The sequence below is a fragment of the Chryseobacterium sp. PET-29 genome (assembly GCF_025736815.1).
GTDB lineage: Bacteria > Bacteroidota > Bacteroidia > Flavobacteriales > Weeksellaceae > Chryseobacterium > Chryseobacterium nepalense.
The window spans coordinates 1630510-1650149 of sequence record NZ_CP107053.1 but is presented as its reverse complement, the minus strand read 5'-3'; the positions used below and the strand labels follow the sequence as shown (position 1 = coordinate 1650149).

The window sequence follows — 19640 nt, the reverse complement described above, 5'->3', positions numbered from 1 at the left end:
ATTAATTTTTAATGTTAATTTGAATTGATATTTAGTTTTCTTAATTGATTTTTATCCGCTTAAATAATCTTAATGGTTAAAATTCAAAGTTTTACAGGTAAATCTGAAATTGTATAATGAATTCTCCTTTGGAAGAAGGGCTGTCGGTTGGACTTGTGTACACCGGCCTTGTAGAATATTGCGTGGTGATTTTTGCGTGATGACCGTCGATAAACCAGTTGGCACCGACATCAAATTGAGAGGAAGATTTATCAAATGCCTCGAAATTTTTATGCGTATAGGCTGCGAATGGCTGGATCCTGATTTTCGGTTTTTCTGCCTGGCTTGGTAATAGTAATCCTGCCTGTGCGTAGATAATATTACCTGTCCCAATGGTCGGTTGCAGGTTTCCCGGACCAGCAATAGCTTTATTTCCGACAAAATTCGGGTCGGAAGAAGCGATATTCATGATGCCGATATTTCTGATATAATTGGGTCCAAATTGATAATTGTAGTATCCTGCATAAGCTGAAACAGCCATTTTGTTTTTGGCATTTCCAAGCGGAATATCTGCAAAGGCATCAACGGCAACAAGTGTAATGTCATGTTTTTCAATATTGGAATTCACGGAAGTTCTCGTTCCGTCTTTCTGATGATAAAATCCGGCTCCGATATTGAAAACCTTTTTTGTTCCTAAGTAAGAACCCACTTTAAAAGGCAAAAGATTCGATTCTTCATCCAGAAACTGGTATTCGACATATCCTGCTTTTGAAAAGTTCGGATTTCCGTTATTGTCAACAGCTACGGCTTTCGATGGATCTGTTACATTCGCCGGAACCAGATCGGTAGCGAAAGGTTTGTTTAAACTGAAACGATATTCCAGTTTTCCATATTTTCCTTTAGCAAACATACCTAATTGCCTCGCAAACTGGTCGGAATTGTCAATCAAAGGCCATGTAAAAATAGGGGAATCCACCGTAAGGAAATTCAGCGTGGAACCCATCGTCATCCTTGAAAGCCCCATGTAGTAATGCAGTCCTGCTCCCAAAGATAAACTGAATTTTCCGGCTTCACCAGGTAAAACCACAGCGTATTCATTCCAGGCATCATGAAAAAACATCTGTGGCTTTTTGCCGTTTCCGTATCCTCCTGTTCCTGAAGTTCCCGAGCCACCGCCATTGATAAAAGTCTGATTATTAATTCCAAAATGGGCTAAGATCATATATCTTTTGGAAATCTGAGCGTATGCCAATGCACGCAACCTTCTATTTCCCAAGCTCCATGAATTATCAGTCGGTTCTCCACCAACCATACTGCCGGGATTCATATCGGTATTCCTCAGCCAAAACTGATCCCATAAAATAAATCTGATGTATTTGTCACCTTGCTGATTGAGATTTATTTTTAATCCACTTCCATAATCAGGTGAACCTTGAGAATATAAAGAATTGCTGATTAAAGTCAATCCAATTAAAGTGAGTAATTTTTTCATAAATTATCAATTTTTGGCGTTGTTTTTTATGAAAGCCAAATTGTAATTAATAATTTGTTTGAAAAAATTTAATATATATTAGTGCTAATGGTATAGTTAATGTTTTAATATTCTAGGTTTAGTTTAAAGTTTATAGTTAGATAATATCATTTTTTAGATTCGCAATTAACTTATTTACAATATACTATGGAAATTATTTTTTAAATCGTTCCCATTTGATAAGCATGTATTTATCTGCAAACTGAGTGATAATTAACCCAGAATTTTTAATATTTTCTTCCTTGCTCATATATTCAATCAATTCGTTTTGCTTTAAAATCTTATACACCGGATGAAATTCTGAATGGGGAGGTCTTGTGATGTTGTATTTCTTAATCCATGAACTGATGCTCACATGTGAAACACCAATAATTCTCTCAATCTCACGGAAACTTAATCCTTCCAGATAGAGCTGTAATGCTTTTGTTACGTAATAATCATCGATCTGTTTTCCTAATTTTTTAACAGTGAAATAATAGTTGCAGTCTTTACAGAGGAAACGCTGTTTGTTATTTACGATCCCGCTTTTTACAACTTTATTGTTATTGCATTTCGGACAGTGATTTTCCATAACTATATCTTTTTAGCAAATATATAATAATTTAGCAAAATATTAAATTTATATAAAGATAAAATTACCTGAATATTAATTTATTTCAATAAAATTATCTTTTATACTTGCTTATTATGGAAATTATATTTTAAATTTGCCGAAAATTTTAGATAAATAAATGGAAATAGAAATTTCCTCATCCATTCATTTGATGTATGTGAATGATATACAGCAGGAAATGTACGATTCTGCACAGCGTCGGGGGACGGGCATTGCTAAACGTTCTATCGAATACCTCAGTAAGAAAATTATTGAAGGAAATGCGGTAATAGCTACTGATAATGGAAAATGGGTGGGTTTCTGTTATATCGAAACCTGGTCTCATGGACAGTTTGTAGCTAATTCCGGACTGATCGTTTCTCCTGAATTCAGGCACTTGGGTGTGGCAAGATTGATTAAAGATAAAGTGTTCACTTTGTCCCGAAATAAGTATCCGAATGCAAAAATTTTCGGATTGACTACCGGATTAGCGGTTATGAAAATTAACAGTGATTTGGGATATAAGCCAGTTATTTATTCCGAACTTACTCAGGATGAGGACTTTTGGAACGGCTGCAAAAGTTGTGTGAATTATGATATTTTAATGAAGAAAGAACGGAAAAATTGTCTTTGCACGGCAATGCTTTTTGTCCCGGAAAATATAAAAAACAGTGCTGAGAAATCTCAGTCTGAAAATCAATACAATAATGAACAAGAAAGTAGTTTTAGCATTTAGCGGAGGTCTTGATACCTCTTACTGCGCTAAATATCTCAGTGAAGTACTGGGATATGATGTATATGCAGTCACTGTAAACACCGGCGGTTTTTCTAAGGAAGAAGAAAAAAAGCTGGAGAATAAAGCTTTGAATCTCGGGGTAAAAGAATACAGGTGTGTTGATGCTCAGGAAGATTATTACAATTCTTGCGTGAAGTATTTGATTTTTGGAAATGTTTTAAAAAACAATACTTATCCCTTATCCGTAAGTGCGGAACGTACAATTCAGGCGCAGGAAATTGCAAAGTTTGCGATTGAAGTCGGAGCTGATGCTATCGCTCACGGAAGTACTGGAGCAGGAAATGACCAGGTTCGTTTTGACTTGATTTTCCAGGTAATGTGCCCCGATGTGGAAATCATTACGCCGATTCGCGATATGGCTTTGTCTCGTGAAGAAGAAATTGAGTTTTTGAAAAGTCATGGCTATGAAATGGAATTCCAAAAGGCGCAATATTCTGTGAATAAAGGACTTTGGGGAACTTCGGTGGGTGGAAAAGAGACATTGACCTCAAGAAATTATCTTCCAGAAGAGGCTTTTCCTTCTCAAATTAAAGAAACACAGCCTTCAGAACTGGAAGTTGAGTTTAAAAACGGAGAAGTTGTTGCTGTAAACGGAGAAAATTTTGAACATCCTGTTTATGCCATTCAGAAAATTGAAGAATTGGCTTCTGCTTACGGAATCGGAAGAGATATTCACGTTGGAGATACGATTGTCGGAATTAAAGGAAGAGTGGGATTTGAAGCGGCTGCTGCATCTGTGATTATCAAAGCACACCATTTATTGGAAAAACATACACTTTCGAAATACCAGCAGATGATGAAGTCCCAATTATCCGACTGGTACGGAAACTGGCTTCACGAGGCACTTTTCCTGGATCCTGTGATGCGAAATATCGAGTCTTTCTTAGTTGATTCTCAAAAAACGGTCAGCGGAAAAGTTTTTGTAACGCTTCATCCCTACCGATTTATCTTAAATGGAATTGAATCTAAACATGATTTGATGTCAGACAAGTTCGGAAGCTACGGAGAAGCAAACAGGGAATGGACAGGCGAAGATGTGAAAGGCTATACAAAGATTGTAAGCAATTCTTTAAATATATACCATCAGATTAATAAGTAAAATTTGGGCAGCTGTATCCGCCTTCCACTCCCAATCTTTTATTCGTCGTTCCTCCTCATTAAAAGGATTTCCGTTCAAGTCGGGCTGCAAGAGAGTCGAATACCAATGAACCCGAAGGGTTCAATATTAATAGCCGTAGGTGAAACCTATGGTGAGATAAATCAAAAAAAACAGAACCCGAAGGGTTCAATACGAATAACCGTAGGTAAAACCTATGGTTAATAAAATCAACAACAATCAGAACCCGATAGGGTTCAATACAAATAACCGTAGGTGAAAACCGATGGAAAATAATAAAATGGAAAAGAAAATTGGAATCATCGGAGCCAACGGTTACACAGGAAGCGAACTGGTTCGTCTGCTGGCTTTTCATCCTCATGTGTCTTTGAATTTTTTATATAGTCGTTCAAATTCAGGAACAAAAATTTCAGATTTGTACCCGGATTTAGCGACAGTTTGTGAAATGGTTTTAACGGATCAACCAGAAGAAGTCGATATTTTGTTTTTATGCCTTCCTCACAAAGAAAGTCAGAATTGGCTGCGTCAGAATCCTGTAAAAGATTCAACGCTGGTTATTGATTTAGGAAATGATTTTCGTTTGGACGGTACTTTCGGAGACAGAAATTTTATCTACGGATTACCTGAAATCAATAAAAAACAACTTTTAGGGGCAAAGAGTATTGCGAATCCGGGATGTTTTGCCACAGCGATTCAGTTGGCCTTGTTGCCTTTAGCACAAAAAGGTTTGTTAAATGAAGTTTATACAACGGGAATTACAGGTTCAACAGGTGCGGGTCAGTCTTTGCAGCCGACAACACATTTTACCTGGAGGAATGACAATATTTCAGCTTATAAAACTTTGAAACATCAACATGTTGATGAGATTTTACAGCAGTTAATTTCTTTTAATAATAATGAAATCAGTCTGAATTTTGTTCCCTGGAGAGGAGATTTTGCGAGAGGGATTTTTACAAGTTCCACGGTGAAAACAAATGTGGAACTTTCAGAAATATATCAATTGTTTGAAGATTTTTATGCAGATGAACTTTTTGTAAAGGTAAGTGAAAAAGCAATTGATTTAAAGCAGGTTGTCAACACAAATCGCTGTGTGATTCATATTGAAAAGAGTGGAAATGTTGCGGTTATTCACTCAGCGATTGACAATTTGTTGAAAGGAGCTTCCGGACAGGCTGTTCAAAATATGAATATTGCAATGGGCTGGAAAGAAAATTTAGGATTGAACTTAAAACCTATTGCATTTTAAAAGAATTATAAATGCAAATTGTCAAATAGTCAATTGTGAATTTTAAAGGCTCGAATCAAAACCGACTTAGGAAAATGCAGCGTTAAGAAAAATAATTTTGTGAACGTTAATAAAATTCTACTGTTCGAAGCGCGACACAAATGTAGAACCGAAGAACAAACATTGATTTCGCGCAAGTTTTAGAATTTTTAGAGAATAAAAATATTTTTTAGCGGAAGTTTCCAAGTCTTGAACTTTTGTTTCTTTTGTTTCAAGACAAAAGAAAAGTTATAAAGATAAGTTGTAAGAAAAACCGACAACTATCAACCAAAAACAATCAACTAAGATGAATTTATTCAACGTATATCCATTATTCAACATCAATCCGATAAAAGCTCAGGGATCATTTCTTTGGGACGATAAAGGACAAGAATATCTTGATTTTTACGGTGGTCACGCGGTAATTTCCATCGGACACAACCATCCGCATTATCAAAACAAACTAAAAGAGCAGTTAGATAAAATATCTTTCTATTCCAACTCGGTGCAGAATGAATTACAGACTGAACTGGCTGAAAAATTGGGAAAACTTTCAGGGTTGGAAGATTATAATTTGTTTTTATGTAATTCAGGTGCTGAAGCGAACGAAAATGCTTTAAAGCTGGCTTCTTTCCACAACGGAAAAAATAAAGTACTTTATTTTTCAGGCTCGTTTCACGGAAGAACTTCGGCGGCAGTTTCGGTGACGGATAATCCGAAAATCGTAGCTCCGGTAAATTATGATGAAAGATTTATCAAGTCTGAATGGAATAATATCGAACAGCTGGAGAAAGTTTTCGAAAAACAAGGAAGTGAAATCTCGTCTGTTATTATCGAAGGAATTCAGGGAGTTGGCGGAATTATGATTCCAACGCTTGAATTTTTAACTAAAATCAAAGAATTGTGCGAAAAACATGATGTTGTTTTGATTTTGGATGAGGTTCAGTCGGGATACGGAAGAAGTGGTTATTTCTTTGCCCATCAGGAATTTGGAATTGAAGCTGATATTATTACAACGGCAAAAGGAATGGGAAATGGTTTCCCGATTGGTGGCGTTTTGATTCATCCAAAATTTCATGCAAGCAACGGTTTGCTGGGAACTACTTTCGGTGGAAATCATTTAGCTTGTGTCGCTGCAATTGCGGTTCTGGATGTTATGAAAGATGAAAATCTCATCGAAAATGCTCAGGAAATGGGAGTTTATATTGAAAATGGAATTAAAGATTTTCCACATATTAAAACAATTCGAAGGAAAGGCCTGATGATCGGGATTGAACTTGACAGGGATTGCTCGGAAGTGAGAAGCAGCCTGTTGTACAATCATCATATTTTCACAGGAAATTCTAACGATAAGGCTGTGCTGAGGATTCTTCCGGCACTTAATATTAAAAAAGAAGAAACTGATATATTCATCAGTGCTTTGAAAGAAGTATTGGAGAATATTTAACCTGTGAAAATTATGCGGTTTGTCATTCTGAACGAAACGAAGTGTAGTGAAGAATCTCTATCATAGTACCAATAGATTCTTCCTTCGTTCAGAATGACAAACATAATTATCATTACCTGAGTGAAACGCCCTTGCGAACGAAAATGTTTTCAATTTTAATAAAAAAAGCTTCGCGATCATAGCGTTAAAAACTCAATCAAATATGTAAGATAAAAAATCTTTAAAATCAATTCAAAATGAAATGGATATTCCATTTGTCCATTGAAAAAATAAAAATTTCCAAATGAAAAAATTCACCGCTGTAAGTGACGTTGAGAACTTACAGGAAATTATAAAAAAAGCTTTACAGATTAAAGAAAATCCTCTTTTAGAACTCGAAAAAGGAAAAGGAAAAACCATAGGACTTGTCTTTTTAAATTCAAGTTTGAGAACCCGTTTAAGTAGTCAGATTGCTGCGCAGAATTTAGGTTTAAATGTTTTAACATTAAATGCAGCTCAGGAAGCCTGGAACCTGGAATTTGCAGATGGTGCAGTGATGAACGGTGAGACCGTTGAGCATATCAAAGATGCGATTGAAGTATTAAATCAATATTGTGACATCATTGCGGTTCGTTGTTTTGCGGGAATGAAAAGTAAAGAAGACGATGTGAATGAAAGCATTTTAAGCCAGTTCGAACAGCATGCAAAAGTTCCCGTTATTTCATTGGAATCCGCTACACGCCATCCTTTGCAGAGTTTGGCTGATTGCATTACGATTACAGAAAACTGGCATGAAGACCGTAAACCGAAAGTGGTTTTAACCTGGGCGCCTCACATAAAGCCGATTGCTCAAGCGGTAGGAAATTCTTTCGCAGAATGGATGCAGGAAATGGATGTCGATTTTGTCATTGCAAATCCTGATGGTTATGATTTGGATAAAAATTTCACAAAAGATGTGAAAGTAATTCATGATCAGGATGAAGCGTTGAAAGATGCAGACTTTATTTATGTTAAAAACTGGTCATCCTTTGATGATTATGCGACGATGCCTGAAGTGAAAGGAAACTGGATGCTGACGAATGAAAAATTGGAAAATACCAATAAGGCAAAAGTAATGCACTGTCTTCCTGTTCGTCGAAATGTAGAATTGAGCGATGAGGTGATGGATGGTGAAAATTCCATCATTTACCAGCAGGCCAAAAACCGGATTTTCTCAGCGCAGGCCGTTTTCTCTGAAATTTTGGATGAATTGAATTCTAAATAAATTAATAGAGTCCTGAAAAGACGAATTATAAAAGGATTGGATATAATCCAATCAAAAAAATGTATAAAATGAAAGAAAAATTATACATCATAAAAATTGGCGGATCATTAATTGATGATGAGGAATTATTAGAACAATTCTTAGAGCAGTTTGCTGAAATTCAGGAAAAGAAAATCCTTGTTCATGGCGGCGGAAAATTAGCAACCACTTTGGCGGACAAACTTGGAGTGGAACAAAAGCTGGTGAATGGACGAAGAATCACAGATAAAGATACTTTAGATATTGTAGCGATGGTGTATGCAGGAGGAATTAACAAAAATATTGTGGCAAAACTTCAGCAGAAGAAATGTAAAGCCATAGGTTTTTCCGGTGCCGATGCGAATTTAATTAAAGCTAAAAAACGGGAACACCAAGAAATTGATTTCGGATTTGTGGGAGATATCACCGAAAAAAGTGTAAACAAGAAGTTGATCTCAAAATTGTTGAAATTGAATCTTGTTCCTGTGTTTTCAGCGATTACCCATGATAAAAAAGGACATCTCTTCAATACCAATGCAGACACCATTGCTTCAGTAATTGCGCAGGCTTTATCAATAAAATATGATGTGGAATTATTGTACTGCTTCGATAAAGAAGGTGTTTTGGAAGATGTAAATAACCCGGAATCTGTTATTAAAAATATTTCTGAAGAAGAATTTTCAACCTTAAAAAACGAAGGAAAACTTCATAAAGGAATTCTTCCAAAATTGGAAAATGCCTTAGGAGCAGTAAAAAATCATGTGAATAAGGTATTCTTAATTAAGGAAACCGAACTAAAAAACCATATAGAAAACCATCATGCAGGAACTGAAATCTGTTTATAGTAAAGAAGAATTACTGAATAACGCAGTGGATTTGCTGAAAAGACTGATTGAAATTCCGTCATTCAGCAAAGATGAATTTAATACATCCGTGGAAATTGAAAATTTTTTCAAAAGACATCAGATTCCGACGAAGCGATTTAAAAATAACATCTGGGCAGTGAATAAGAATTTTGATGTTTTCAAACCATCGATTTTGCTGAATACGCATCATGATACCGTAAAACCAAACAAGGCCTACACTTTGGATCCGTTTCTACCAATTGAAAAAGACGGAAAATTATTCGGATTGGGAAGCAATGATGCAGGAGCTTCTTTGGTTTCGATGGCGCAGGTTTTTTTGTATTTTTTTGAGAAAGAAGATTTAAAATATAATTTAGTTGTTGCTTTGACAGCAGAGGAGGAGATTTCAGGTTTTGACGGGATCGAAGCGTTATTTCCACAGCTTCCGAATGTGGAGCTCGCCATCGTAGGAGAACCAACACAAATGAATCTGGCGATCGCGGAAAAAGGTCTTTTGGTGATTGACGGGGAAATGAAGGGCACTCCTTCTCATGCTGCTCATCCGAATGATGACAATTCGATTGTAAAATGTATGGAAGACCTCCGAAACATTTTGAATTTTAAATTTCCAAAAGTTTCGAATTATTTAGGTGAGGTAAAGATAACGCTGTCAGGAATTCATGCCGGGATTCAGCATAATGTGGTTCCGGAGTCTTGTACATTCACTTTGGATGTAAGAGTTACCGATGAATATACTAACAAAGAAGCATTTGAAATCATCCAATCACAGATGAAATCAACGTTGACAGCGAGATCTTTCAGGTTAAATTCTTCAAAAATCGAAATGGAGCATCCGTTTGTACAGGCAGGTCTTGAGATTGGAAGGACAACATACGGCTCGCCGACTTCATCCGACCAGGCGATTATTCCTTGTACATCGGTAAAACTCGGACCAGGTGACAGCAGGCGCTCTCACACCGCAGATGAATTTATTTTCATCGAAGAAATTGCGGAGGGAATTGAGATTTATATTCAAATTTTAGAAAAGGTTTTGTAGGTTGGAAGCGGGATGCTGGATGCTAATAAAGATGCCTAAAAATATAATTTTTGTTCAAAATAACAATTTTTTTTAATTAATGAAGATAAAGCATTTGGTAGTAAACTTCCAGCACCTAGCTTCCATCTTCGAACAAAAAAAGAAATTTATGAAAAAAATATGGCAAAAAGACGATAATGCCACCAATATATTAGTCAACAAATTTACAGTCGGGAAAGATCTTGACTTTGATGAACGTTTGGCAAAATATGACGTCAAAGGTTCAGTTGCGCATTGTATCATGCTGGCAGAAACAGGTATTATTACAAAGGAAGAATCGGAAAAAATGCTTTTCGTTCTGGCTTTGATTTTACAGGATATTGAAGATGGAACTTTTAACATTGATAAAAATGCAGAAGATATTCATTCACAGATAGAATCAATTTTAATCGAAAAATTAGGGGATACCGGAAAAAAAATCCACACTGCGCGTTCAAGAAATGATCAGGTTTTGCTGGATATTAAATTGTATTTATTAGATGAAATCCGTGAAATTACAGCTTTAACGGACGAATTCTTTCAGATCTTAATCAAATTGGCAGAACAGCATAAAAATGTTATGCTTCCGGGCTATACGCATTTACAGATTGCGATGCCTTCCTCTTTCGGATTGTGGTTTGGAGCGTATGCAGAAGCGTTGTTGGATGACCTTGAGATGTTGTTTTCGGTAAAAAATATCATCAATAAAAATCCATTAGGTTCGGCGGCAGGCTATGGTTCCTCATTTCCGATTGATCGGGAGAGTACAACCTATAACTTAGGCTTTCAATCCATGAATTACAATTCGGTTTACGCTCAGATGACGCGCGGAAAGTCAGAGAAAATGTTGTCGATGGCAATGGCAACTTTGGCGGGAACTTTAAGCAAATTTTCTTATGATGTGTGTCTGTATTTGAGCCAGAACTTTGATTTTATCAGTTTCCCTAAAGAATTTACCACGGGAAGCAGCATTATGCCCCACAAGAAAAATCCGGATATTTTCGAGTTGGTTCGTGCACGTTGCAACAGAATTCAGTCGTTGCCGAATGAGTTTATTTTGTTGACCAATAATCTTCCTTCAGGCTATCATCGTGATATGCAGTTGACGAAAGAAATTCTTTTCCCGGCAATTGATTCATTAAAGGAATGTCTTGAAATTTTAAGTTACACTTTGCCGAATATTCAGGTGAAAGACGGGATTTTGGAGGATGAAAAGTATAAATATCTTTTCAGTGTAGAGAAAATAAATGAAGAAGTGAAAAGCGGAAGTTCATTCCGCGATGCTTATATAAAGGTAGGGCAGGAAATTGAAAAAGGCGAGTTTGATTTTAAAATGGGAAACCTGAATCATACGCATCAGGGAAGCATCGGAAATCTTTGTCTGGATAGGATAGAATATCAGTTTAATAAACTGAAAAGTAAATTGCTGGGATAGTTTAGTTTAAAAAAGATTAATTAAAGAAAATTATTTTAATTTATTAACTATTAATTCGGTTTCGTTATAAGGCAGAATACTGTTGTATTCAAGCTTACCATCTGATATCTCAGCAACAATCATTGGCATGGTAATTATTTTTTTGTCAACAATTATAGCGATTCCATTTCCAAAGTTTTCAGATGTAATTTTCTTTAATTTTCTACTTCCTGTTTCATTAAGTTCGAATAGGACGGTGGGGTATTTATTGCCATTTTTATTTAAAATAATATTTTTTATGTCAGTTGAATTTAGGAAAGCAATGCTTTCAATTTCGAGCGTATTTTTGTTATTAGGAGTTTTTTGTTCGATAACGAGGTAGAATCCGTCAGGTTTTTCGTAGGTTTTGTCAAAAAAGGAAGTGAGATATTCTGCGATATAGTTTTGTGTATCTCGATCTTCGTTGTTTTCAACCTTTCCATTGTTGATAACATCAACAACTTCGGAAGTATTTTGCGAAAAGCACAGACTTGATGCCATTATTCCTATTATTAATAATGTATGTTTCATTATAAATGAATAAAATGTTGTGTTATGCTAAATGATACTGATTTTTAAATTTTAATCCAGATCAATCTTAAACTTCGTAGACTTCTTCACCTCGTGAAGCACGATAGAACTGTGATATTGCCCGATGTTAGGAATATTTGAAATCACATTCACGGTAAAATCATTATAAGAATTAATATCTTTCGCAATGATTTTCAGCATATAATCGTATTCGCCGGAAAGACTTATTATTTCCTGAACTTCATCATGCTGCATTATGTTTTTCTCAAAAGTTTCCAATACTTTTTTAGATTGTTCTTTTAGTCTTACGTTACAATATACAACAATATTAAGCCCTAGTTTCTCACGGTTTAAAAGGCCTACATATTTTTCAATGATTCCCTGTTTCTCCAGTTGTTTGATGCGCTCATATGTCGGAGTAAAAGTAAGCCCGATTTTTTCCGAAATTTCTTTTACAGAATAAGTAGAATCTTCCTGAATAATGCTGAGAATCATTTTGTCTTTTAAATCCATATTGTATAAAGGTTGATAGGGTAACAAAAATAGTATTTAAAAATTAAATTATTTAAAAATCATGGTATTTTAATAATAATGAAATTTGGTTTTGTCGGTTTATAAAATTGTTGTATCTTTGCACCTAATGAATAACACAGTATTTATATCATTAGAATTACCGGGCGATAGCGCCCTTTACGATATTTATTTATTTTAAGCGAAGATGTTTCTTCGCTTTTTTTTTGTAAAAAAATTAAAATATTATGTTTACGATTACAGAACTAAGCACCGGGAGAATCAACAGGATAGTGACAGAAGCTTTGGCTTTTGCGAATGGAAAAACGGCTAAAATTGAAGGAGAAGTTTTTTGCTCGAATCTTTTCTTTGAAGACAGCACCAGAACAAAAACGAGTTTTGATATTGCAGAAAGAAAACTGGGCTTGCAGGTAGTGCCTTTTGATGCTTCAAATTCTTCCGTAAACAAAGGAGAAAGTTTGTATGATACCGTAAAGACCATTGAAAGTTTAGGTGTAAATCTTGTCGTAATCAGAGATAAAAAAGACAGATATTTTGATGAATTAAAAAATATAAAAATTCCGGTAATCAACGGAGGAGACGGAACGGGAAATCACCCGTCTCAATGTATGCTGGATCTAATGACGATCTATCAGGAATTCGGGAAATTTGAAGGCCTTAAAGTGGGGATTGTAGGTGATGTTAAACACAGCAGAGTCGCCAATTCAAACGCAGAGGCATTGAGAAGGCTTGGAGCGAAGGTATACTTTTCGGGACCTGAACAATGGTTTGACGAGGGAGCTTTAATCAACGGAACTTACTTAAACGTTGATGAATTAATTAAAGAGGTTGATGTTTTAATGTTGTTAAGAATCCAACACGAAAGGCATGATGCCAAAATGAGCTTCTCCGCATCTGAATACCATAGAAAATACGGTTTAACCAAAGAAAGAGAAAAAGCCATGAAAAAAGATGCCATCATCATGCATCCGGCACCCATTAACAGAGACGTGGAGATTGATACCGACCTCGTGGAATGCGAACGTTCAAGGGTTTTCAAACAAATGCAGAACGGCGTTTTTGCAAGAATGGCCATCATAAAAGAAGCCTTGGAAAATCAAGGATATACTTTTAAATAAGAGGCAAGGAATAGTTTAAAAAAATTTTGATGAGCCCTGAAAGGGCGATTTATAATAGCGACGGGTGAAGCCCTGGAAAACAAAAACATACAGGTTGTCCAAGCTCCATAGGAGCGACATGTTAATAGCCGTGGGTGAAACCCATGTGGATATATAAAATAAATAATAAGAGATAAAAGTTTAAAATGAAGAAAAAATTAATACTGGAGTCCGGTGAAGTATTTCATGGAGAAGGTTTCGGAGCAGAATTGGAAACGGCAGGGGAAGTAGTTTTCAATACCGGAATGACAGGGTATCAGGAACTGATCTCTGATCCGTCTTATTGCGGTCAGATTGTGTGCATGACCTATCCATTAATCGGAAACTATGGAATTAATAGAGATGATTATGAGAGTATAGAACCGGCGATCAAAGGGCTTATTGTAAAGGAACTTTGTGATCTGCCATCTAATTTTCGTACTCAGATTACTTTAGATGAATTATTTAAAAAGAAAAACCTTTCAGGAATTTCAGGAATCGACACCAGAAGACTGACAAGAATTCTTCGTAACCACGGAGTAGTGAAAGGAAAAATTGTAAACGCTGATGCTGATGAAAACACCGTAGTTTCAGAATTAAAATCAACCAACTTTCCAACCGATCAGGTGGAGCAGGTTTCTACAAAAACACCGTATGCAAATCCGGGAAGAGGCTTAAAAGTGGTATTGGTAGATTTCGGTTCCAAATTAGGGATCATCAGGGAGTTATCTCAAAGAAACTGTGATATTACGGTAGTTTCCCAGGATGTAACAGCAGAAGAAATTTTACTGATGAATCCGGACGGAGTAATGTTATCCAACGGTCCCGGTGATCCTGAAGATAACCAGCAGGCTTTAGAAATGATCAGAGGAATTTTAGGAAAAGTTCCGATTTTCGGAATCTGTCTGGGTCACCAATTAATAGGTCTGGCCTGCGGAGCAAAAACATTCAAACTAAAATTCGGACACAGGGGAGGAAACCATCCGGTGTTGGATTTAGAGAAAAACAAAGTGGCCATTACTTCCCAAAATCACGGTTACGCGGTAGATCAGGAAAGTTTGAAAAATACAGATTTAATTGAAACACATATTGCATTGAACGACAGGACGAACGAAGGTCTGAAGCACAAAATTCACCCTTGTTTCTCCGTTCAGTATCACCCTGAAGCAAGTCCGGGTCCTGAAGACGCGAATTATTTATTCGATGATTTTATCCAGTTGATGGAAGATTTTAAAAAGTAGAATATGAATTTGGACAGCTTAATCCGCCTGTAGTTTATCCTGAGCGAAGTCGAAGGGCTCCCAATCTTTTTTGCAGGACTTTTCTGCGAAAATAGAACAAACAGGATGGCAAAAAAGGATTTCCGCTCAAGTCGGGCTGCGTGCAATTCGCTGCTTAAATTAAAAGAATCCGAAGGATTCAATTATGAATAGCCGTAGGTGCAACCTATGGAAAACGGTGAAAACCATGAAAATGGTAAAACAACGAACATCAGAACCCGAAAGGGTTCAACATTAACAAAAAGGATAAATTTAAAAATGAAAAGAAACGACATAAAAACAATTTTAGTAATCGGTTCAGGACCAATCATTATCGGTCAGGCGGCGGAATTTGATTACGCAGGAACGCAGGCTTGCTTATCTTTAAAAGAAGAAGGCTACAAGGTAATTTTGATCAATTCAAACCCTGCAACGATTATGACGGATGTTGAAATCGCAGATAAAGTATATATCGAGCCGATTTCACTTCAGTTTGTAAGTCATATCATCAGAAAAGAACGTCCGGATGCGCTTTTACCAACGCTTGGTGGGCAAACCGGACTGAATATGGCGGTAGAATTGGAAAAATCAGGAATTCTTGAAGAATGTAAAGTGGAAGTGTTGGGAACCAAGCTTTCAGCCATCAACAGAGCAGAAGACAGAGATTTGTTCCGTGAGTTGATGAGAGAACTGAACGAGCCGGTTCCGGAATCAGACATCGTGAACACAGTTGAAGGAGCTTTAAAATTTGCTGATGAAATCGGATATCCTGTAATTGTTCGTCCGGCCTTCACCATGGGTGGAACAGGAGGTGGTATCGCTTCCAACGAAACTGAATTGAAGGAAATTGCAGAATTAGGATTAAAACACAGTCCGGTTACGCAATGTCTGATTGAAAGATCAATCGCAGGTTTCAAAGAAATTGAATATGAAGTAATGCGTGATGCAAACGACAACGCAATTGTGGTTTGTAACATGGAAAATATAGATCCGGTGGGAGTTCACACAGGAGACTCCATCGTTGTGGCGCCTTCTCAGACGCTTTCGGACAGAGAGTATCAGATGCTGAGAAATGCTTCATTAAAAATCATCAGAGCATTAGGAATTGAAGGTGGATGTAATGTACAGTTAGCATTAGACCCACATTCATTCAATTATTATATCATCGAAGTAAACCCTAGAGTTTCCCGTTCTTCAGCTTTAGCATCAAAAGCAACAGGATATCCGATTGCGAAAATCGCTGCGAAAATCGCGGTAGGTTTAACACTTGATGAAATCATGAATCCGGTTACAGGAAAAACGTATGCTTGTTTTGAGCCGGCATTGGATTATGTAGTGACGAAATTCCCAAGATTCCCGTTCGATAAATTCGAAACAGCGGACAGAAGATTATCAACTCAGATGAAAGCAACGGGTGAAGTAATGGCAATCGGAAGAAATTTCGAAGAATCTTTACAAAAAGCCATCCGTTCCCTTGAAACAGGAATCAGACATATCGGTTTAAAAACCAAACAAGCCGAAGCTTTAACAGCGGAAGAAATCGAAAGAAGAATCAGGGTTTGTGACGACGAAAGATTGTTCATCATCGGGGATGCTTTAAGAAGAGGGTACGACTGGGAACAAATTGTAGAATGGAGCAAAATCGATAAATTCTTCATCTGGAAAATCAAAAAATTAATTGATTTCGAAAAAACGATTGCAGAAAATAAATTCAGCAAAGAAATTCTGATTGAAGCTAAAAAATTAGGTTTTGCAGATTTAAATATTGCTCACCTTTGGGATGTTACACAAAGGGAAGTGTTCAATTTCAGAAAAGAAAACGGGGTAATGCCGGTGTACAAAATGGTAGACACCTGCGCCGCAGAATTCGAATCTGAAACCCCATATTTTTACGGAACTTATGAAGAGGAAAATGAAAGTGTTGTTTCAGATAAAGAAAAGATCATCGTTCTGGGTTCAGGACCGATCAGAATCGGGCAGGGTGTTGAGTTTGATTACGCGACAGTTCACTCGGTTTGGGCGATCAAAGAAATGGGTTACGAAGCGATTATCATCAACAATAACCCTGAGACAGTTTCTACAGACTTCTCCATTTCAGATAAATTATACTTTGAACCTTTGACGGAAGAAGATGTGATGAATATCATCGAACTGGAAAAACCAAAAGGTGTTGTGGTACAGTTTGGCGGTCAGACGGCCATCAATTTAGCGGATAAATTGGCTTCTCATGGTGTTCAGATCTTAGGAACTTCTCTGGAAGATCTTGATAGAGCGGAAAACAGAGATAAATTTGAAAAAGCGCTTCAGGAAATGCAGATTCCGCAGCCTTTAGGAAAAACATCTGTTTCAAAAGAAGAAGCGATAAAAATTGCCAACGAGATCGGTTATCCGGTATTGGTTCGCCCGAGCTACGTGTTGGGAGGTAGAGCCATGGAAATTGTTTATACAGAGACTGAACTGGCACATTACATGGAAAACGCGGTAGAAGCAAGCCCTGAGCATCCTGTTTTGGTCGACAAATACATGGTTGGAAAAGAAGTGGAAATCGATGCGATTTGCGATGGTGAAACAGTGATCATTCCTGGAATTATGGAACACATCGAAAGAGCAGGAGTTCACTCCGGAGACTCAATTGCAGTGTATCCTCCACAGAATATTTCACAAAGCGAAATCGATACTTTGGTTGATTATACCAAAAGATTAGCAAAAGGACTCAACGTCATCGGATTAATGAACATCCAGTACGTTCTTTTCGAAGGAAACGTTTATGTGATTGAGGTGAATCCAAGATCATCACGAACAGTTCCTTTCTTATCTAAAATTACAGAAGTTCCGATGGCAAACTTGGCTACGAAAGCAATTTTAGGTCAAAAATTGAAAGACCTAGGCTACGAAAGCGGACTGGTTCCGAACAAAGAAGGTGTTTTCGTAAAAGTTCCGGTGTTCTCTTTCTCAAAATTAACGAAAGTTGATATCTCTTTAGGCCCTGAAATGAAGTCTACAGGAGAGGTTATGGGTAAAGATACCACCCTTGAAAAGGCGCTTTATAAAGGATTGGTTGCTGCCGGAAGAAAAGTTCCGATGCACGGTTCCATCCTGTTCACGGTAGCAGATAAGCATAAGCAGGAAGCGGCGGATCTGGCAGCGAGATTCCATGAAGTTGGTTTCAGAATCTGGGCAACGGAAGGAACGGCAAAATTCTTCGAAGAGAAAGGAATTCCTTGCAAAATAGGATATAAAATAGGAGAGGAAAGTGTTAACCTGATTGATCTTATCCAGAAAGGAAAAGTTCAGTATGTGGTGAACACCATGACGAAAGGAAAACAATCCGAAAGAGACGGTTTCCAGATCAGAAGAATGAGTGTGGAAAACGGGGTACCTTGTTTAACATCCATGGATACGGTAGAAGCCATCTTAAAAGTAATCGAAAGCATGAGCTTCAAAATGGAAACGATGTAATGTAAAATTATTAATGTTTATATAATCAACCTCACGGGTTTTAAAAACCTGTGAGGTTTTTTTATGGATATTTTTCCGGATTCTGAGAAGTGTGAAAAACTCGGGCTATAATAATTGTACGCAGATCTTTATCAATCATGTAAAAGATTAGAAAAGGATATTTTCTCATTGGTTTACAATGAAAACCTTCATGCCAAATTTTAAAAAATGGGTTCTTAGAAATAATATTTAATGAAGATTTAAAATCTTTGAAAAATGATCCGCAACTTTTTTACTTACTTTTCTTTGGTAATAAAGATAAGAATGTTCTATATCAATTTTTGCTTCATCGGAAATGATGATCTTAAATATCATACTTCGATTTCATTTCATTAAGAAAAGTATCAATTTCCGTATGCTGTTCGTATGGTCTTTTTTTTATTTTTTGAAGGCTTTCTTTTTGTTCTTCAGAAAGTGTAAAAGTATTGCTTTCATCTTTAAGAATTGCTTCAATATAGTCTAAAACTTTTTCCAGAACGCTTTCCGGAGCATCTTTTAGTAACTGCTGAATATTTTTTAATGTAACAGATTCCATCTCTTTGTTTTTAACAAATATATAAAATTTTTATTGCACGAATCAGATACTAATTTCCAAAAGACAAGTGAGAAACGACAATCTTTAACAAAATTTTAGCATCCCGAACAAATACTTTTCTGATCCCGATTTTGTATTTTTAAACAAAATTTTAAAAGTGAAAAAATTACTATTTGCCATTTGTATATCAGTTTCGGCTTTCAGTTTTGCACAGGATTATTCGGTACCGGCGGCAAGCCCGCGTCAGAAAGTAGAGCAGCAGTTCTCAATGTCTAAAATAACGGTTGACTATGGAAGACCGGGCGTGAAAGGACGTAAGATCTTCGGAGAATTAGTACCTTACGGACAGGTTTGGAGAGCGGGAGCCAACTCTTCTACGAAAATTACTTTCGGACAGTCGGTGAATTTCGGAGGTAAGATTGTTCAGGCAGGAACGTATGGCTTATTCATCGTTCCTACAGAAAAAGAATGGAAAGTAATACTCAATAAAGACTTCCAGCAGTGGGGTGCTTATACCTATGATCCGAAACAGGATGTAGTAGATGTTACCGTTCCGGTGAACAAGCTGGCTGATAAACAGGAGTGGTTTGAAATTACCCTGAATCCTACCGACGAAAATGCTGCTAATCTTGTGCTAAAATGGGACGATCTGCAGGCTGAAGTTCCGGTAAAACCTTCCAAGCCGGATGCTGTCAATAAAATTGCCGATAAACTTAGAGAAATTAAAAAAATCGAAGCAGATGCTGCTAAAACAAAGAGTTAATTGCAGTTCAGCATCAATAAAAAATAA

17 protein-coding genes are annotated in these 19640 nt (G+C 36.7%); 12 read left to right on the top strand and 5 right to left on the bottom strand.

Going from position 1 to position 19640, the window contains the following annotated elements; all coding sequences use genetic code 11:
* Nucleotides 1-91: 91 nt before the first annotated feature.
* A complete protein-coding gene (locus tag ODE14_RS07185; protein ID WP_263603532.1) occupies nt 92-1471 on the bottom strand; it encodes a porin in 1380 nt (459 codons plus the stop codon).
* A gap of 193 nt (nt 1472-1664) precedes the next feature.
* Nucleotides 1665-2081, bottom strand: coding sequence for a terminase gpP N-terminus-related DNA-binding protein (locus ODE14_RS07180; RefSeq protein ID WP_263603531.1), 417 nt, complete (start codon nt 2079-2081; stop codon nt 1665-1667).
* A 160-nt stretch (nt 2082-2241) separates the two neighbouring features.
* On the opposite strand from ODE14_RS07180, the gene ODE14_RS07175 reads away from it, so the two are divergent.
* The 8 genes from ODE14_RS07175 to argH all read left to right on the top strand — a co-directional run bounded on the left by ODE14_RS07175 (nt 2242) and on the right by argH (nt 11342).
* Nucleotides 2242-2838, top strand: coding sequence for a GNAT family N-acetyltransferase (locus tag ODE14_RS07175; protein ID WP_263603530.1), 597 nt, complete (start codon nt 2242-2244; stop codon nt 2836-2838).
* Nucleotides 2810-3997 (top strand): argininosuccinate synthase, encoded by a 1188-nt coding sequence (argG, locus tag ODE14_RS07170; protein WP_263603529.1) that lies wholly within the window; start codon nt 2810-2812, stop codon nt 3995-3997. Before ODE14_RS07175 ends, argG begins: the two co-directional genes overlap by 29 nt.
* Nucleotides 3998-4295: 298 nt before the next feature.
* Complete coding sequence (argC, locus tag ODE14_RS07165; RefSeq protein WP_263603528.1) at nt 4296-5261, top strand: N-acetyl-gamma-glutamyl-phosphate reductase; 966 nt, start codon at nt 4296-4298, stop codon at nt 5259-5261.
* A gap of 325 nt (nt 5262-5586) precedes the next feature.
* Nucleotides 5587-6726: an aspartate aminotransferase family protein gene (locus ODE14_RS07160; protein ID WP_263603527.1), complete on the top strand. Its 1140-nt coding sequence runs from the start codon at nt 5587-5589 to the stop codon at nt 6724-6726.
* A gap of 283 nt (nt 6727-7009) precedes the next feature.
* Nucleotides 7010-7969 (top strand): N-acetylornithine carbamoyltransferase, encoded by a 960-nt coding sequence (locus tag ODE14_RS07155; protein WP_263603526.1) that lies wholly within the window; start codon nt 7010-7012, stop codon nt 7967-7969.
* Nucleotides 7970-8037: 68 nt separating this feature from the next.
* Nucleotides 8038-8832, top strand: coding sequence for an acetylglutamate kinase (gene argB / locus ODE14_RS07150; protein WP_263603525.1), 795 nt, complete (start codon nt 8038-8040; stop codon nt 8830-8832).
* Nucleotides 8807-9889: a M20 family metallo-hydrolase gene (locus ODE14_RS07145; protein WP_263603524.1), complete on the top strand. Its 1083-nt coding sequence runs from the start codon at nt 8807-8809 to the stop codon at nt 9887-9889. Before argB ends, ODE14_RS07145 begins: the two co-directional genes overlap by 26 nt.
* A gap of 148 nt (nt 9890-10037) precedes the next feature.
* Nucleotides 10038-11342, top strand: a complete 1305-nt coding sequence (gene argH / locus ODE14_RS07140) for an argininosuccinate lyase (protein ID WP_248392593.1) — start codon at nt 10038-10040, stop codon at nt 11340-11342.
* Nucleotides 11343-11372: 30 nt separating this feature from the next.
* Here the strand turns inward: argH and ODE14_RS07135 are convergent, their stop codons facing one another.
* A complete protein-coding gene (locus ODE14_RS07135) occupies nt 11373-11891 on the bottom strand; it encodes a SecDF P1 head subdomain-containing protein (RefSeq protein WP_263603523.1) in 519 nt (172 codons plus the stop codon).
* A gap of 51 nt (nt 11892-11942) precedes the next feature.
* On the bottom strand, nt 11943-12404 hold the full coding sequence (locus ODE14_RS07130; protein WP_248392595.1) for an Lrp/AsnC family transcriptional regulator: 462 nt from the start codon (nt 12402-12404) through the stop codon (nt 11943-11945).
* A 245-nt stretch (nt 12405-12649) separates the two neighbouring features.
* Between ODE14_RS07130 and ODE14_RS07125 the strand changes: the two genes are divergently transcribed.
* The 3 genes from ODE14_RS07125 (at nt 12650) to carB (ending at nt 18276) form a co-directional block, all read left to right on the top strand.
* Nucleotides 12650-13540 carry an aspartate carbamoyltransferase catalytic subunit gene (locus ODE14_RS07125; RefSeq protein WP_248392596.1) on the top strand — a complete coding sequence of 297 codons (891 nt, stop codon included), beginning with the start codon at nt 12650-12652 and terminating at the stop codon, nt 13538-13540.
* Between the two features lie 185 nt (nt 13541-13725).
* Nucleotides 13726-14799 (top strand): carbamoyl phosphate synthase small subunit, encoded by a 1074-nt coding sequence (locus tag ODE14_RS07120; protein ID WP_263603522.1) that lies wholly within the window; start codon nt 13726-13728, stop codon nt 14797-14799.
* A gap of 297 nt (nt 14800-15096) precedes the next feature.
* Entirely contained in the window at nt 15097-18276 is a 3180-nt protein-coding gene (carB, locus tag ODE14_RS07115) for a carbamoyl-phosphate synthase large subunit (protein WP_263603521.1), read from the top strand.
* 343 nt (nt 18277-18619) lie between these two features.
* Here the strand turns inward: carB and ODE14_RS07110 are convergent, their stop codons facing one another.
* Nucleotides 18620-18850 carry a hypothetical protein gene (locus tag ODE14_RS07110; RefSeq protein ID WP_263603520.1) on the bottom strand — a complete coding sequence of 77 codons (231 nt, stop codon included), beginning with the start codon at nt 18848-18850 and terminating at the stop codon, nt 18620-18622.
* 157 nt (nt 18851-19007) lie between these two features.
* Between ODE14_RS07110 and ODE14_RS07105 the strand changes: the two genes are divergently transcribed.
* Nucleotides 19008-19613, top strand: a complete 606-nt coding sequence (locus ODE14_RS07105; RefSeq protein WP_263603519.1) for a DUF2911 domain-containing protein — start codon at nt 19008-19010, stop codon at nt 19611-19613.
* Nucleotides 19614-19640: the final 27 nt, after the last annotated feature.

Excerpts from the sequence above, each read along its gene's own strand:
- ODE14_RS07185 (WP_263603532.1), bottom strand. The coding sequence starts at position 1,471 with ATGAAAAAATTACTCACTTTAATTGGATTGACTTTAATCAGCAATTCT.
- ODE14_RS07180 (WP_263603531.1), bottom strand. The coding sequence starts at position 2,081 with ATGGAAAATCACTGTCCGAAATGCAATAACAATAAAGTTGTAAAAAGC.
- ODE14_RS07175 (WP_263603530.1), top strand. The coding sequence starts at position 2,242 with ATGGAAATAGAAATTTCCTCATCCATTCATTTGATGTATGTGAATGAT.
- argG (WP_263603529.1), top strand. The coding sequence starts at position 2,810 with ATGAACAAGAAAGTAGTTTTAGCATTTAGCGGAGGTCTTGATACCTCT.
- argC (WP_263603528.1), top strand. The coding sequence starts at position 4,296 with ATGGAAAAGAAAATTGGAATCATCGGAGCCAACGGTTACACAGGAAGC.
- ODE14_RS07160 (WP_263603527.1), top strand. The coding sequence starts at position 5,587 with ATGAATTTATTCAACGTATATCCATTATTCAACATCAATCCGATAAAA.
- ODE14_RS07155 (WP_263603526.1), top strand. The coding sequence starts at position 7,010 with ATGAAAAAATTCACCGCTGTAAGTGACGTTGAGAACTTACAGGAAATT.
- argB (WP_263603525.1), top strand. The coding sequence starts at position 8,038 with ATGAAAGAAAAATTATACATCATAAAAATTGGCGGATCATTAATTGAT.
- ODE14_RS07145 (WP_263603524.1), top strand. The coding sequence starts at position 8,807 with ATGCAGGAACTGAAATCTGTTTATAGTAAAGAAGAATTACTGAATAAC.
- argH (WP_248392593.1), top strand. The coding sequence starts at position 10,038 with ATGAAAAAAATATGGCAAAAAGACGATAATGCCACCAATATATTAGTC.
- ODE14_RS07135 (WP_263603523.1), bottom strand. The coding sequence starts at position 11,891 with ATGAAACATACATTATTAATAATAGGAATAATGGCATCAAGTCTGTGC.
- ODE14_RS07130 (WP_248392595.1), bottom strand. The coding sequence starts at position 12,404 with ATGGATTTAAAAGACAAAATGATTCTCAGCATTATTCAGGAAGATTCT.
- ODE14_RS07125 (WP_248392596.1), top strand. The coding sequence starts at position 12,650 with ATGTTTACGATTACAGAACTAAGCACCGGGAGAATCAACAGGATAGTG.
- ODE14_RS07120 (WP_263603522.1), top strand. The coding sequence starts at position 13,726 with ATGAAGAAAAAATTAATACTGGAGTCCGGTGAAGTATTTCATGGAGAA.
- carB (WP_263603521.1), top strand. The coding sequence starts at position 15,097 with ATGAAAAGAAACGACATAAAAACAATTTTAGTAATCGGTTCAGGACCA.
- ODE14_RS07110 (WP_263603520.1), bottom strand. The coding sequence starts at position 18,850 with ATGGAATCTGTTACATTAAAAAATATTCAGCAGTTACTAAAAGATGCT.